Source organism: Acidovorax sp. Root402, assembly GCF_001425125.1.
GTDB lineage: Bacteria > Pseudomonadota > Gammaproteobacteria > Burkholderiales > Burkholderiaceae_C > Acidovorax > Acidovorax delafieldii.
Genome location: NZ_LMDQ01000018.1, coordinates 266,746 through 279,951 on the forward strand (window position 1 = coordinate 266,746; position 13,206 = coordinate 279,951).

The 13,206-nt window shown below is 64.9% G+C and carries 14 protein-coding genes; 9 read left to right on the forward strand and 5 right to left on the reverse strand.

Annotated features, from left to right (window positions below):
• Positions 1-45 precede the first annotated feature (45 nt).
• Together ASC83_RS21645 and ASC83_RS21650 are read right to left on the reverse strand one after the other, a co-directional pair.
• Positions 46-1,410, reverse strand: coding sequence for an LLM class flavin-dependent oxidoreductase (locus tag ASC83_RS21645; protein WP_056067476.1), 1,365 nt, complete (start codon positions 1,408-1,410; stop codon positions 46-48).
• A 140-nt stretch (positions 1,411-1,550) separates the two neighbouring features.
• Entirely contained in the window at positions 1,551-2,408 is an 858-nt protein-coding gene (locus ASC83_RS21650) for a TauD/TfdA family dioxygenase (protein ID WP_056067478.1), read from the reverse strand.
• 279 nt (positions 2,409-2,687) lie between these two features.
• Here ASC83_RS21650 and ASC83_RS21655 point away from each other — a divergent pair, with 279 nt between their 5' ends.
• From ASC83_RS21655 to ASC83_RS21685, 7 genes are all read left to right on the forward strand, one after another.
• The gene (locus tag ASC83_RS21655; RefSeq protein WP_056067479.1) at positions 2,688-3,794 is read left to right on the forward strand and encodes an ABC transporter substrate-binding protein; all 1,107 of its coding nucleotides are present in this window, start codon (positions 2,688-2,690) and stop codon (positions 3,792-3,794) included.
• Positions 3,795-4,083: 289 nt separating this feature from the next.
• A complete protein-coding gene (locus tag ASC83_RS21660) occupies positions 4,084-4,956 on the forward strand; it encodes an ABC transporter permease (RefSeq protein ID WP_056067481.1) in 873 nt (290 codons plus the stop codon).
• Between the two features lie 13 nt (positions 4,957-4,969).
• On the forward strand, positions 4,970-5,773 hold the full coding sequence (locus ASC83_RS21665; RefSeq protein WP_056067484.1) for an ABC transporter permease: 804 nt from the start codon (positions 4,970-4,972) through the stop codon (positions 5,771-5,773).
• Positions 5,774-5,818: 45 nt separating this feature from the next.
• Positions 5,819-6,652, forward strand: a complete 834-nt coding sequence (locus ASC83_RS21670; RefSeq protein ID WP_056067486.1) for an ABC transporter ATP-binding protein — start codon at positions 5,819-5,821, stop codon at positions 6,650-6,652.
• Between the two features lie 36 nt (positions 6,653-6,688).
• A complete protein-coding gene (locus tag ASC83_RS21675) occupies positions 6,689-7,783 on the forward strand; it encodes an ABC transporter substrate-binding protein (protein WP_056067488.1) in 1,095 nt (364 codons plus the stop codon).
• Complete coding sequence (locus ASC83_RS21680) at positions 7,780-9,138, forward strand: sulfatase (RefSeq protein ID WP_056067490.1); 1,359 nt, start codon at positions 7,780-7,782, stop codon at positions 9,136-9,138. Before ASC83_RS21675 ends, ASC83_RS21680 begins: the two co-directional genes overlap by 4 nt.
• 193 nt (positions 9,139-9,331) lie before the next feature.
• Complete coding sequence (locus tag ASC83_RS21685; protein ID WP_056067492.1) at positions 9,332-10,282, forward strand: CysB family HTH-type transcriptional regulator; 951 nt, start codon at positions 9,332-9,334, stop codon at positions 10,280-10,282.
• A gap of 140 nt (positions 10,283-10,422) precedes the next feature.
• On the opposite strand, the gene ASC83_RS21690 is transcribed toward ASC83_RS21685, so the two are convergent.
• A complete protein-coding gene (locus ASC83_RS21690; protein ID WP_056067494.1) occupies positions 10,423-10,797 on the reverse strand; it encodes a hypothetical protein in 375 nt (124 codons plus the stop codon).
• On the reverse strand, positions 10,755-11,066 hold the full coding sequence (locus ASC83_RS24060) for a hypothetical protein (protein ID WP_156379579.1): 312 nt from the start codon (positions 11,064-11,066) through the stop codon (positions 10,755-10,757). The genes ASC83_RS21690 and ASC83_RS24060 overlap by 43 nt, the downstream gene beginning before the upstream one ends.
• A 226-nt stretch (positions 11,067-11,292) precedes the next feature.
• On the opposite strand from ASC83_RS24060, the gene ASC83_RS21695 reads away from it, so the two are divergent.
• On the forward strand, positions 11,293-11,724 hold the full coding sequence (locus ASC83_RS21695) for a hypothetical protein (RefSeq protein ID WP_056067497.1): 432 nt from the start codon (positions 11,293-11,295) through the stop codon (positions 11,722-11,724).
• Between the two features lie 61 nt (positions 11,725-11,785).
• Here the strand turns inward: ASC83_RS21695 and ASC83_RS21700 are convergent, their stop codons facing one another.
• Positions 11,786-12,679 (reverse strand): LysR substrate-binding domain-containing protein, encoded by an 894-nt coding sequence (locus tag ASC83_RS21700; RefSeq protein ID WP_056067498.1) that lies wholly within the window; start codon positions 12,677-12,679, stop codon positions 11,786-11,788.
• 116 nt (positions 12,680-12,795) lie between these two features.
• On the opposite strand from ASC83_RS21700, the gene ASC83_RS21705 reads away from it, so the two are divergent.
• Complete coding sequence (locus ASC83_RS21705; protein WP_056067500.1) at positions 12,796-13,206, forward strand: hypothetical protein; 411 nt, start codon at positions 12,796-12,798, stop codon at positions 13,204-13,206.

The window sequence follows — 13,206 nt, forward strand, 5'->3', positions numbered from 1 at the left end:
TGCGGACAGCCCTGCCGAGGTCATTGGGCTCGCCATGCATGATGCCTAGGCCGCCTTCGCGAGCAGTGTTGTGTACCGGCTTGCGGGCCTTGCCAGGCCCAGGTTCTCCCGCAGGGTGGTGCCTTCGTAGGTGGTGCGAAACAGGCCGCGCCGCTGCAGTTCAGGCACCACCAGGTCCACAAACTCGTTGAGTGATTGGGGCAACACAGGCGGCATCACGTTGAAGCCGTCCGCCGCCCCGTTCTCAAACCATTCCTGCATGCGGTCGGCAATGGTCTCGGGTGTACCGATCACCACCCAGTGGCCGCGTGCACCGGCGAGGTATTCGTACAGCTGACGCACGGTGTACTTCTCTCGCCGGGCCAGCTCCAGCACCACGTGGGCGCGGCTGTTGATGCCCTTGGGTGGCTCGGGGATGTACGGCGGAGGTGCGTCGAGGTTCCACTTCGACAGGTCCTCTCCGGGCCAGAAGGGGGTGAGAGTGGCCAGGCCCACACTGGGGTGGATCAGGGCCTGCAGCTCGGCCCACTTGGCCTGGGCTTCTGCCTCGGTGCGGCCAATCACGGGGGAGATGCCGGGAAGCACCAGCAGTTCTTCAGGACTGCGGCCGTACTTGGCCATGCGACCCTTCACATCCTTGTAGAAGGCCTGGGCCTCGGCCAGGCTGGTCCAGGCGGTGAAGATGGCGTCGGCCGTCGCGGCGGCCAGTTCCTTGCCGTCTTCCGAAGAGCCGGCTTGCACAATCACTGGGTGGCCTTGCACCGAGCGCTCGATATTGAGCGGCCCTTGCACCTTGAGGTGTTTGCCCACGTGGTTGAGTGCGTGCAGCTTGTCGGGGTCAAAGTAGATGCCGCTTGCCTGGTCGCGCACCAGGGCGTCGTCGTCAAAGCTGTCCCACAGCCCCTTGACCACGTCCACAAATTCGTGGGCGCGCTCGTACCGCGTGGCAGGGTCCGGGTGCGTGTCCAGGCCAAAGTTGCCGTGCACGTTTTCGGCGCTGGTGGTCACCACGTTCCAGGCGGCCCGGCCCTTGCTGATGTGGTCCAGCGACGCAAACTTGCGCGCCAGCAGGTAGGGGTCTTCGTAGGTGGTGGAGGCTGTGGCCACAAAGCCGATGTGCTTGGTGACGACCGACAGCGCTGCCCACAGCGTCACGGGCTCGAAGTGCGAGATGCGTCCCTGGCGGCTGAAGGACTCGCGGTCGCCCTTGTGCCACACGCCGGGGCTGTCGGCCACGAACACCTGGTCAAACAGGCCACGTTCGGCTGTTTTGGCGACTTCGATGTAGTGATCGATGTTGACACCCGAATCGACCTGTGAGCCCGGGTGGCGCCAGGCGGCTACGTGGTGGCCCGTGGCCATGATGAAGGCGCCGAGGCGCAGTTTTCTGGATGTGTCGGGTTGGGTCATGTGAGATTCCAAAACTTGTGGAGATGGCTCGCGGCCTTCGACACTGGCGCGGCCCAGGCCAGTGCACCCGTGGAACCGGCTTTGCCAGGCCAGGGGGGCGTCTCCCCAAGGGGGATGGCGCCGAAGGCGACTCAGGGGGGCTACTCGGTAATAGTGATGCGATGCAGCTTGCGGTGCTGCGGAAAGAAGTCGCCCACTGCGTAGTGCTGGGTGGAGCGGTTGTCCCAAACGGCCAGCGTGCCCGGCGCCCAGCGCAGGCGGGCCTGGAACTCGGCCACCTGTGGCAGGGCAAACAGCTGGGTCAGCAGCGCATCGCTGTGCGTGCGGTGCAGGCCCTTGATGTGGCTGGTGAAGGTGGGGTTCACGTACAGGATCTTCTTGCCCGTGACGGGGTGCACGCGCACCACGGGGTGCTCCACGGGCGGGTACTTGGCGCGGGCGGCCTTCAGTTCTTCGCCGCTGGCGTCCTTGCGCAGCAGGTACTCCGTCCAGCCGCTGATCTCCCAGGTGTGCACGGCCGTGAGCGTTTCCAGGTGAGCCTGGAAGGCGGGCGGCAGACTGGCGTACGCGGCCGTGAGGCTGGCCCACAGCGTATCGCCGCCGCTGGCCGGGATCACCTGTGCATAGAGGCTGGTGCCCAGCGGCGGTTGCTCGCGCCAGGTGATGTCCGCATGCCATTGGTTGGACGCCTTGGGGCGCTCGGCCGTGCTCTCCACGATCTCGATCTCGGGGTGGCTCTCGAGCCGGGGGAAGAACGCCTTCACCTCGGCCACATTGCCAAAGCTGCGGGTGAAGTCCACCTGCTGCTGCGGCGTGATGTGCTGGTCGCGGAAGAACAGCACCTCGTGCACGGCCAGTGCCTGGCGCAGCTCGGCCTGTGTGGCGGCGTCCAGGGGCTGGCGCAGGTCCAGCTCGTGGATGACTGCCCCGATGGTGGGGGTGTAAGGCTCTACCGCAAAGCGGGTGAACGTGGGGTGCAAATCGTTGATCTTGGACATGGCGCTACTTTCTGAAACGGTGGGGTGATGAAAGAGAACTCCCACACGATTGGGACAGCGCGCAGTGCGCGCATCAACGAAGCAGTTCGCATATGCATAGTCGGAAAACTGCGCCTTGCACTGGCGCGCGTGGGCCTGCCATCCGCAAATTTGGATATCTGTTTTTGGTCGTTGGCCCCCGCGCAGGGCCTGCCTAAAGTGATCGGCGATGTGTGCAGCACATTGCACACGCACACCGGAACGACAACAGGCAAAACAACAGGCACGAAGGGGCGACAGATGAAAAAAACGCAATGGAAAACAGCGCTCTGGGCGGCTGCCACGACAGCCAGCGCAGCGGTGGCCCTGGGCCTGTGGGCGGGTAGCGCAGCCGCACAGGCGCAAGATCCCCTGAAGGTGATCCGCATCGGCATCGCCACCGGCGGTGTGGGCAGCGACCCGGTGCGCCATGGTGGCACCTCGGCCGCGCTGGCCTACACCGATGGCGGGCTGGAAGAAGAGTTCAAGAAGGACGGTGTGAAGGTGCAATGGACCTTCTTCAAGGGCGCGGGTCCGGCCGTCAATGAGGCACTGGTCAACAAGCAACTGGACTTTGCGTGGCAGGGCGACCTGCCCTCTATCGTGCACCGGGCCAGTGACGTGAAGACCAAGATCATTCTGGGCAGTGGCGTGCGCGGCGGGCTCTACCTGGCGGTGCCGCCCGACTCCAACATCCGCCGCCTGGAGGACCTCAAGGGCCGCAAGGTGGCCGTGTTCAAGGGCACCAACCTGCATCTGGCAGCTGTGCGCGCGCTGGCCGACAAGGGTCTGAGCGAGCGCGATGTGAAACTGCTCAATCTGGATTTGCCCAGCGCTGAGGCGGCGTTGGTCAGCAAGGACATCGACGCCGCATTTGGCTATGTGGGTTTTTTCAAGCTGCGTGACCAGGGCCTGGCCAAGGTGGTGTGGTCGGCTGCGGAAGATTCCTACAAGTACACCCGCCAGACGGCGCTACTGGTGACCGACGACTTCGCCGCCCGCCACCCCAAGGCGGTGGAGCGCGTGGTCAAGACGGTGGTGCTGTACGCCCATAAATATTCCGACGAAAACCGCCGTGCCGAACTGTTTGCGCAGTGGGGCAAGGCCGAGTACGCCGAGAAGGTGTGGCGCGAAGACTTTATTGGCCAGCCGCTGCGCGTGCGCCTGTCGCCACTGCTCGACCCCTTTCTGGTGGCGCGCTACAAGGACGCGGCTGACGAGGCCCACAAGCTCAAACTCATCCGCAAGAAGCCAGAGATCGATAGCTGCTTTGACCGCCGCTATCTGAACGCTGCTCTCAAGGAGCTGAAGCTGGAGAGCTACTGGCCCGTGTATGGCGCCAACGGGGATCTGGTCGCCGCCCCTTGATGCAGGTCTCCAATCCGAACCACGGTGTCCAAGCCCGGAAAAGCCGCTCACCACCGCTCGTTGCAACCCGCCCGCACCTTGTGCGCGGCGGGTTTTTTGTGCCTGCGCCGAGGCAACCTCATAACGCAGGCGTCGCTGCTCATGCCGCAAACATCTTTGTCATTGCATATGAGTATTAACCATTTATTTTTATAACAAACGTCTTTTACATTTCTTTTGGTTGTTATTGATGGCGCTGCGCTCACCCCAGGTGGTAGCAGCTCTACCACCCACAAAGGAAATGCAAAAGATGGCGATACCCGCACTGAACGCGGCCGGGCCAGGCGGCCCCGCGAGCCCGCTGGACGCGCTGCCGGATGCCCCCACACGCCGCCCCGTAGCGGCAAGGCAAAACGCTGCCTGGACTTGGGCGAGGCGTTCGCTCTGGGCCTGGCCCTTTCCGCTGGCCGTGCTGGCGCTGTGGCAGCTCTCCGCCCTGTGGGGTTGGGTGCCCGAGCAGGTGCTGCCCCCGCCCGCCGCCGTGTTCAAGGTGTTTGGCGAGCTGCTGGCCAGCGGAGAGTTGTGGGACCACCTGCGCATCAGCATGGTCCGTGTGTTTGCGGGCTTTGGCATCGGCCTGTCGCTGGGCCTGGTGCTGGGTGGTGCCATGGGCCTGTCGCCGACATTCCGTGACTACTTCTTCCCATTGTTCAAGGCCTTCAGCCAGGTGCCGGTGATTGGCTGGCTGCCGCTGCTGATCCTGGTGGTGGGCATTGACGAGGGGCTCAAGTTTCTGCTGATCGCCAAGGCGGCCCTGGTGCCGGTGGCCATCAACACCTGCCAGGGCATTCAGAACGTGCCCAACCGGCTGGTGGAGGTGGCGCGTGTGTATGGCTTCACCCGCTGGCAGATGCTGCGCAAGGTGGTGTTTCCGGCGGCTACGGCGCCCATCTGGAACGGCGTGCGCTATGGCCTCACGCATGCATGGCTGGCGCTGGTGGTGGTGGAGCTGCTGGCGTCATCGGAGGGCATTGGGTTCCTCATCGTCTATGGCCGCCAGCTCTTTCAGCTGGACGTGGTGCTGGCCGCCGTGCTGGCCGTGGGCATCGTGGGGTTTGTGATCGACAAGCTGCTGGCCGTGTCCGAGGCCTGGTTGCTGCGCTGGCGCAAGCCGGGTTTGTGAGTGGGGTGTGCCAATGTCTTCTGTGAACGTGCAACGCAACGTGTTCCAAAAAGTGCCCGCACGCCTGCGGGGCTGGGTGCTGCCCGTGCTGATCCTGGCCGTGTGGTGGGCGGTGGTGGCTTCGGGGGCGTCCGATTCGCCCCTGCTGGTATCGCCATTGGCCGTATGGCAGCGCGGTGTGGGCCAGGTTGTCAGCGGCGAACTGTGGGTGGCCTTGTCGGCCAGCCTGTGGCGCATGGCCTGGGGGTTCGGCATTGGCTCCGGCATCGGGCTGGCGGTGGGTGCGCTGCTGGGCTGGTCGCGCTGGGCCGAGCGGCTGGTGGGGCCCACGTTCCACACGCTCAAGCAGATCTCGCTGTTTGCGTGGATTCCGATGCTGTCGATGTGGTTTGGCCTGGGCGATACCGCCAAGGTAGCGTTTGTGGCCATGGCGGCGTTCTTTCCGGTGGTGCTCAACACGCTGGAGGGCCTGCGCAGCGTGCCGCGTGAGTACCTGGAGATGGCCCGCGTGTACGAGTTCAGCGTGTGGCAAACGCTGCGCCGTGTGGTGGCGCCTGCCGCCGCGCCCTCACTGTTCACCGGTATCCAGCTCTCGCTCATCTACAGCTGGCTGGCCACGCTGGGGGCCGAATACCTGCTGGCCTCGGGCAAGGGCATTGGCAACACGCTGATCGATGGGCGCGAGCATTTCTGGATGGACCTGGTGCTGTTTGGCGTGGTGGTGGTGGGCCTGGTGGGCTTTGTACTGAACGCGCTGCTGGCCGCACTGGAAAAGCGCCTGCTGGCCTGGCGTGATCGCACGATCGCCAGGTACTGATGCTGCTGACGCATCGCATACGCATACGAACACAAGGAAATCAGCATGGCACACGCCGGTACCCTGGCCATTCGCGGCCTGAACAAGCAGTACGAGGTCAAGGGCGAAGCCCTGCCCGTGCTGCAGGACATCCACCTCACCATCGAGCCCGGCGAGTTCGTGAGCATCGTGGGCTCGAGCGGCTGCGGCAAGTCCACGCTGCTGCGGCTGGTGATTGGCCTGGAGGGCGATTACCAGGGCGAGATCCTGCTCAACGGCCAGCGCATTGTGGGCACCAGCCTCAACCGGGGGATCGTGTTCCAGGAGCACCGCTTGTTCCCCTGGCTCACGGTCGAGAAGAACGTGGCGCTGGGCCTGCTCAACTCCAGTCTGACCGAAGGCCAGCAGCGCGCCACCGTGCGCGAGCACATTGCGCTGGTGGGGCTGGAGGGGTTCGAGACCGCCTATCCGCACCAGCTCTCGGGCGGCATGTCGCAGCGCGTGGCCATTGCGCGGGCGCTGGTCAACCGGCCCGACATCCTGCTGCTGGACGAACCCTTTGGCGCACTCGACGCCATGACCCGTGCCCACCTGCAGCAGGAGCTGCACCGCATATGGCAGCAGGAGGGCATCACCATGATCCTGGTGACCCATGACGTGGAAGAGGCCGTGTACCTGGGCGACCGCGTGGTGGTGATGGAGCCGCGCCCCGGCCGCATCCGCCGCACCGTGCCGGTGGGGCTGCCCCATCCGCGCGAGCGCACCTCCCACGCGTTCACCGCCATCAAGGACAGCGTGCTGCGCGAGTTCTCTGGCCACCCGGCGGCCGACCTGGCCGAGCCGCCGCTCAAGCGCGGCGAGCAGCTGGCGCCTGCCGCGCAGTGGCAATTTGCTGTTTGATTGTTTGTTCCCCTTTTACAGATCCCCGAGATTCCCATGACACAACAAACCCCCCTCGTTTTCTCCACGCGCCGTTTGCTGCTGGTGGCTGGCGCTGCCGCATTGGCTGCCCCCATGGTGCTGCGCGCCCAGTCGCCCGCCAAGGTCATCCGCATCGGCTCGCCCGACCTGGGTACGGCCGGCAAGCCCTCGCCGGGCGGCAGCGTGTTTGCGGTGCTGCAGGCCAACAAGTGGCTGGAAGATGAATTTTCCAAGGACGGCATCAAGATCGAGTGGAACTTCTTTCGCGGCGCAGGCCCGGCCGTGCACGAGGCGCTGTCGGCCAAGCAGCTCGACATCGTCTCTCTGGGCGACCTGGCCGCCGTCATTGGCCGAGCGCGCGGTCTGCCCACCCGCTTCATTGCGGCCACGGGCCGGGGCAGCAACAGCTACCTGGCCACGGCGCCGGGCGTGAGCATCAAGACCGTGGCCGACCTCAAGGGCAAGAAGGTCACGGTGCTCAAGGGCACCGCCTACCAGCGCACCTTCGACAACCTGCTGGCAACGGCGGGCCTGACCGAAAAGGACGTGAAGCTCATCAACATGGACTGGCCCACCTCCAAGGCCGCCGTGGTGGCCGGGCAGATCGACGCCACGTTCGGCGGCTCGGACGTGTTCCTGCTCAAAGCGCAGGGCGCGCAGATTGCGCTGAGCACCAAGGGCCGTGGGCCGGACTACACCATCAACTCCGGCATTCTGGCCACCGAGGATTTCGCTGCACAGAACCCGCAGCTCACCCAGCGCCTGGTGTCCCAACTGGTGCGCGCCGCCCACTGGTCTTCGCAAGAGGGCAATCGCGAGGCGCTCATCAAGCTGTACGCCGACAACAGCGGCAACCCCGAGCTGTCGTTCCGCGAAGAACTGGCGGGCGACAACCTGAACGCCCGATATTCGCCGCTGCTCGACGAGGGCTTCATCGCCGGTTACCAGGGCGTGCTGGACGACGGCGTCAAGCTGGGGCTGATCCGCCAGACGTTTGACGTGAAGGCCTGGTTCCACCCCGCCTTCGTGCAGCAGGCCGTCAAGGACCTCAAGCTCGACAAGCAGTGGCGCGAGACCGATGCCGCCGGCAAGGCCAAGGGGGCTGCATGAGCATCACCACCAATGTGGCCGCCTCCGCTTCCACCCAGGCGCCCAACATCGTCTTTATCCTGGCCGACGACCTGGGCTGGGCCGACCTGAGCGTGTACGGCCAGGCCGACTTCACCACGCCGCACCTCGATGCGCTGGCGGGCGAGGGCGTGCGCTTTACCCAGGCTTATGCCAACTCGGCTGTGTGCTCGGCCACGCGGTTTGCGCTGATCACCGGGCGCTACCAGTACCGCCTGCGCGGCGGGCTGGAGGAACCCTTGGTGCGCAAGGCCCATGTACACGGCCTGCCGCCGGAGCACCCCACGCTGCCATCGTTGCTGCGCGATGCGGGCTATGACACGGCGTTGATTGGCAAGTGGCACCTGGGCAGCCTGCCCACCTTCGGCCCGCTCAAGAGTGGCTACGACCGCTTCTTTGGCAACTATGGCGGTGCCATCGACTACTTCACGCACAAGCCCGGCGTGGGCGATGCCGTGGCGCGCGATTTGTACGAAGGCGAGGTGCCGGTGGAGCGCGTGGGCTACTACACCCAGCTGCTGGCCGATGAGGCCACGCGCTGGATCGGCGAGCGCAGCGCGGCCAAGCCGTTCTTTCTGTCGCTGCACTTCACCGCGCCCCACTGGCCCTGGGTGGGGCCGGAGGACGAAGAAATATCGCTGGGCCTGAAAGACCTCTTTCACTACGACGGCGGCAACCTCGCCACCTATGCGCGCATGGTGCGCTCGCTCGACAAGGCGGTGGGCCAGGTGCTCGATGCGCTCAAGGCACAAGGCCTGGCCGACAACACCATCGTCGTCTTCACCAGCGACAACGGCGGCGAGCGCTTTTCCAAGACCTGGCCCTTCACCGGCCAGAAGACCGAGCTGCTCGAAGGCGGCATCCGCGTGCCCACGCTGCTGCGCTGGCCTGCGCGCATTGCACCGCAGGTGAGCGACCAGGTCACCGCCACCATGGACTGGCTGCCCACGCTGCTGGCCGCTGCGGGCGTGGCGCCCCATGCCGACTACCCGCCCGACGGCGAGAGCATCCTGCCCGTGCTGCTGGGCGATGCGCCCGCACACCCGCGCACGCTGTTCTGGCGCTACAAGTCGCAGCGCCAGCGGGCGGTGCGCGAGGGGCGCTTCAAGTACCTGCGCATCAACGACAACGAGTTTTTGTTCGACGTGGAAGACGACACGCTGGAGCGCGCCAACCTGCGCCACAAGCACCCCGAAGTGTTTGAACGCCTGCGTGCGGCGTGGGAGCAGTGGAATGCGCAGTTCCTGCCCATCACCGACGAGGTCATCACCCACGGGCTGTCGCCCGACATCCAGGCCGACCGCTATGTGCCCGACCTGTCCCAGCGGGGCATGTAAGGCCCGTACGGGCAAAAAAACCAAAGAAAAGTGACTGATGCGCTAGTGGAATATGCGCTTGATGCTATTAAAAACATAGTATTTACAGGCCCCTGCGCTACGGGCTGTCTGGATACGGAACGCATGGGGCCGTCGCCAACACGGTCCCCGCGCGGTGGCAGTCACATCGACATTGTGAGACCGGCTTTTATCCATGAACTTTCAGCAACTGCGCTCTGTGCGCGAAACCGTGCGGCGGGGCTTCAACCTGACCGAAGTGGCACACATCCTGCACACCTCGCAGCCCGGGGTGAGCCGCCAGATCCGCGAGCTGGAGGAAGAGCTGGGTGTGGAGATTTTTGTGCGGGCGGGCAAGCGCCTCACGGGTCTGACCCCGCCTGGCGAAGTGCTGTTGCCCACAGTCGAGCGCCTGCTGCTGGAGGCCGACAACCTCAGGCGTGCCGGCCAGGACTTCAGCGACAGCGCGCAGGGGCGCCTGTCGGTGGCGGCCACGCACTCGCAGGCGCGCTATGCGCTGCCCCAGGTGGTGCGCGACTTTCGGGCGTTGTTCCCGCAGGTGTCGCTGCACCTGCACCAGGGCTCGCCCCGCCAGGTGGCAGAGATGCTGCTGTCTGGCGAAGCCGACATCGGCGTGGCCACCGAGGCCTTGGCTGGCTACGACGCGCTGGTCACCCTGCCGTGCTACCGCTGGACACACAGTATCGTGGTGCCCCCGGGCCACCGCCTGCTCGACCTGCCCGGCCCGGTGACGCTGGAGCAATTGGCGCAATATCCCATCATCACCTACGAGCTGGGCTACACCGGCCGTGCGCACATCGACGAGGCCTTTGCGCGGGAGGGCATTGCGCCCGACATCGTGCTCACCGCCATGGACGCTGACGTGATCAAGACCTATGTGGAGCTGGACATGGGCGTGGGCATCGTCGCGTCCATCGCGGTCGATGAAGAGCGCGACCGCCACCTGCGGCTCATCGACGCGGGCCATCTGTTCGAGGTCAATCTCACCCGCCTGGGCCTGCGGCGCGGCGCCTGGTTGCGCGGGTATGCCTACAGCTTCATCCAGAGCTTTGTGCCCACGCTGACACGGGACGTTGTGGAGCAGGCGGTTGTGCATTCCGCAAGCGTGGATGGAGGAGCCTCGTAGGGCGCTTGATGCGCCCGGGTTGGGTAGGCCCGGGGGCAGGGCAGCCGCACATCCCCGCGTCCACCGCAGTGATGACGGTATGAGGGCATGAGTCTGCACATGCCTTCCACCGCCATGTCGGGCGTCGCAGCCAGGTCGCTTTATGGGAGGTGTGCAGTCGCGCTGCCTTGTCCTTCGGCATCTACTGCCCCATCGCCCCGCCGTTGCCTGCGGGGTGTCGAGCTGCGCCGCCAGGTACGCAGAAGAAGGCGGGCGGCGCTGGCCAGGGCTTCGTCGAGTGCGCAGCGCCAGTCTTTGGCCACCGAAGACACCACGACCGCCCCTGCTCCGTCGGTGCGCAGGGCGATCTGGCAACGCTTGTCGGGGCCGCCCCGGGGGCCGTTGATGTCATCCAGCTTGATTTCAGCGCGTGGTACCAGAGCGTTCAGCCGCCGAAAGGCAAAGCGAACGCGACGCTCCACGGCATCGCGCATCAGTGCGGCCTCGGGGTGGCGTGTTCTGAAAAGAATCTGCATTTGCGATCTCCTGAGTTGAGGATGACACCGTAGCCCGCAGCTTGGCGGCCAACCAGCAGGAAATTTCTTCGTTGAATCTCTGAAAACTCTGTGCTTTGGCTGCGATTTCGCTGCCGATGGATAACATCGATTTTCTGGATGTGTATGTCAGAGAAAACCTGCTTCTTTTCAGCGGGTGGGGGGCACACATTCAAGGCTTCTTCCTGTTCGCAGTTTTCCGCCTCAAAGGAGCCGTCCGTGAAACCCTGGTCTGGAATCTCTTCGCTCATTTTCTCTCTGCGTCATCGCCTTGTGCGCTGGCTCTCCCGTGTTGCCGTGGCTCGGGCACCCGTGCTGCGGCGCGTGCCGGTCAAAGTGCCGCTGCGGGTGCAAGCCCAATACCGCGACGGCTGGCAGCCGCGTTCACGCTATCGCCGCTAGGGCGGCGCGCTGGGTAAGCCATTGCTTGCTTGTCACCTTTGTCATTGCACGTACCCCATATCAAGGAAATCAGAAATGCGTAGCTATCCCCGCAATAGCCCCGAAGCGGTAGCCCGAGTCATCGCCTTGCTGTTGATATCGGATGGCCATGTCAGCCGGTCCGAGCTGGATGCCTTGCATGGGCTTCACATAGAGCAGGACCTGGGCTTGCCGCGCGGCGGCTTTGCCAAGGTGTTGCACGGCCTGTGCGAGGACCTGTGGATGGGTATGCATGAACAGCGCGTTTTGATCGCCAGCATTGATGGCCTCACGCTGACCTTGTTGCTCGCTGAGGTGACCGACCCCGCCCTGCGGCGCAAGGCCCTGGAGTTCGCTTACGCAGCCGCTACGGCTGACAGTCACCTGGCGCAGAGTGAGTGGTGGCTGATGAATGCAGCGCGCCAGTATTGGCAAACGGGCTTCATGCCCACTGAGCTCAGCCGCTACGAGCTGGCGCAGGCTGCCTGACGCGGCTGTAACTGCAAGCGCAACCTTTAACAAGGGGGATGCTGGTTGCGTGGGAAGCCCGCTAGGCTGTGCCCAGCCCGGCGGAAGCATCCACCAACTGCCGCACCAGAGGGTGGTACTGCCCCCGGCGCGACCAGATGGCGTGGACTTCCTCAAAGAGCTGCGGGCATTCGCCCAACAGGCGCAGCCCACGCACCAGCCCCACATCTTGCGCACCTAACCGACTCACCGGAAATACCCCTAGCCCCCGCGCTGCAAACACGGCCAGCAAGGCGCTGTCCTCAAACTCACCCACCACGCGTGGTTGCAGACCCAGGTCTTGAAACCACGCATCCAGAGTGGCACGCAACGGCGCGTGGTGTGTGGGCAGCAGCACCGGCAAATCTTGCAGTGATTGGGGAAAGCGGTCGCGCGCTGCCTTCTTGACCAGCGATGCCGGCCCGTACCACTGCAGCGGCGAGCGCGCGATGCGTTCGCTGGTCAGGCGTTGCTGCGGGATGCGCGGCGCTGCCTGCCCGGCCAGCACCACGTCCAGCTGGTGCAGGGCCAGCTCGGAGAGCAGCTCGTCTGACTCTCCCTCGTGGCACACCAGCCGCAGATGGGGCGTTGCCAGCACCGGCTCCAGCAGCGCGTGGGCCGCCAGTTTGGAGATGCCGTCCGACAGCCCCACTGACAACCGCGCCACGCGGGCCGTGGCGGCCTCACGCACTTCTTCTTCAATGTACTGACCCAGTTGAAAAATCTCTTCGGCCCGGCTGAACGCGGCCTGCCCGGCTTCGGTCAGCGCCACACCGCGCCCCGAGGGCTTGAGAAGCTGGTGGCCCAGCGACTTTTCCAGGTCCCGCACCTGGGCGCTGATGGTCTGCACTGCCATCTCCAGCCGGTCTGCGGCCCGGGCAAAGCCGCCTTCCTTGGCAACCATCCAGAAGTAGTACAGGTGGCGGTACTTCAGCATGCGTGGCCTCAGGTTCGAGAAAACCGAATGCTAGGTGCGGCCCGGGCTGGTGTCTATGTCACGCCGGTTTGCCCATACTCATCGCTTGCCATTTGTGCAACTCAAGGAGGTTTTGCATGTTCTACGCAATCAACTGGTTTCTTTCATTGGCCTTGCTGGCCCTGTGGTCGCTGGCGTGCTGGGCTCTGCATGCAGTCACCGTGTGGGTGGTGTCCAGTGCGGGCGCCTTGGCAGGGGGCCGCACGGTGGCGGATGTAATCTTGTTGCCCACCTGGCTCAAGGCCTGGATGCCTCCCGAGCTGATGGGGCAGTGGGAGGCTTTGGTCTCCTCCGCGGGCCCCATCGTGCAGGCCGTGCTGGAGGCGGTGCCAGCTCTGGCAGGCGCGGTGACGTTCCTGGCCTGGGCGCTGTGGGGGGTAGGTGCCGTGGTGCTCGTGGCACTGGCTGCCGGGATTCACATCCTCATTGCGCTGGCCCAACGCCGTGGCGGTGGTCCCGGTACCCCGCAGCCCGCGTTGGTCCGCTGA

Excerpts from the sequence above, each read along its gene's own strand:
- ASC83_RS21645 (WP_056067476.1), bottom strand. The coding sequence starts at position 1,410 with ATGACCCAACCCGACACATCCAGAAAACTGCGCCTCGGCGCCTTCATC.
- ASC83_RS21650 (WP_056067478.1), bottom strand. The coding sequence starts at position 2,408 with ATGTCCAAGATCAACGATTTGCACCCCACGTTCACCCGCTTTGCGGTA.
- ASC83_RS21655 (WP_056067479.1), top strand. The coding sequence starts at position 2,688 with ATGAAAAAAACGCAATGGAAAACAGCGCTCTGGGCGGCTGCCACGACA.
- ASC83_RS21660 (WP_056067481.1), top strand. The coding sequence starts at position 4,084 with ATGGCGATACCCGCACTGAACGCGGCCGGGCCAGGCGGCCCCGCGAGC.
- ASC83_RS21665 (WP_056067484.1), top strand. The coding sequence starts at position 4,970 with ATGTCTTCTGTGAACGTGCAACGCAACGTGTTCCAAAAAGTGCCCGCA.
- ASC83_RS21670 (WP_056067486.1), top strand. The coding sequence starts at position 5,819 with ATGGCACACGCCGGTACCCTGGCCATTCGCGGCCTGAACAAGCAGTAC.
- ASC83_RS21675 (WP_056067488.1), top strand. The coding sequence starts at position 6,689 with ATGACACAACAAACCCCCCTCGTTTTCTCCACGCGCCGTTTGCTGCTG.
- ASC83_RS21680 (WP_056067490.1), top strand. The coding sequence starts at position 7,780 with ATGAGCATCACCACCAATGTGGCCGCCTCCGCTTCCACCCAGGCGCCC.
- ASC83_RS21685 (WP_056067492.1), top strand. The coding sequence starts at position 9,332 with ATGAACTTTCAGCAACTGCGCTCTGTGCGCGAAACCGTGCGGCGGGGC.
- ASC83_RS21690 (WP_056067494.1), bottom strand. The coding sequence starts at position 10,797 with ATGCAGATTCTTTTCAGAACACGCCACCCCGAGGCCGCACTGATGCGC.
- ASC83_RS24060 (WP_156379579.1), bottom strand. The coding sequence starts at position 11,066 with ATGAGCGAAGAGATTCCAGACCAGGGTTTCACGGACGGCTCCTTTGAG.
- ASC83_RS21695 (WP_056067497.1), top strand. The coding sequence starts at position 11,293 with ATGCGTAGCTATCCCCGCAATAGCCCCGAAGCGGTAGCCCGAGTCATC.
- ASC83_RS21700 (WP_056067498.1), bottom strand. The coding sequence starts at position 12,679 with ATGCTGAAGTACCGCCACCTGTACTACTTCTGGATGGTTGCCAAGGAA.
- ASC83_RS21705 (WP_056067500.1), top strand. The coding sequence starts at position 12,796 with ATGTTCTACGCAATCAACTGGTTTCTTTCATTGGCCTTGCTGGCCCTG.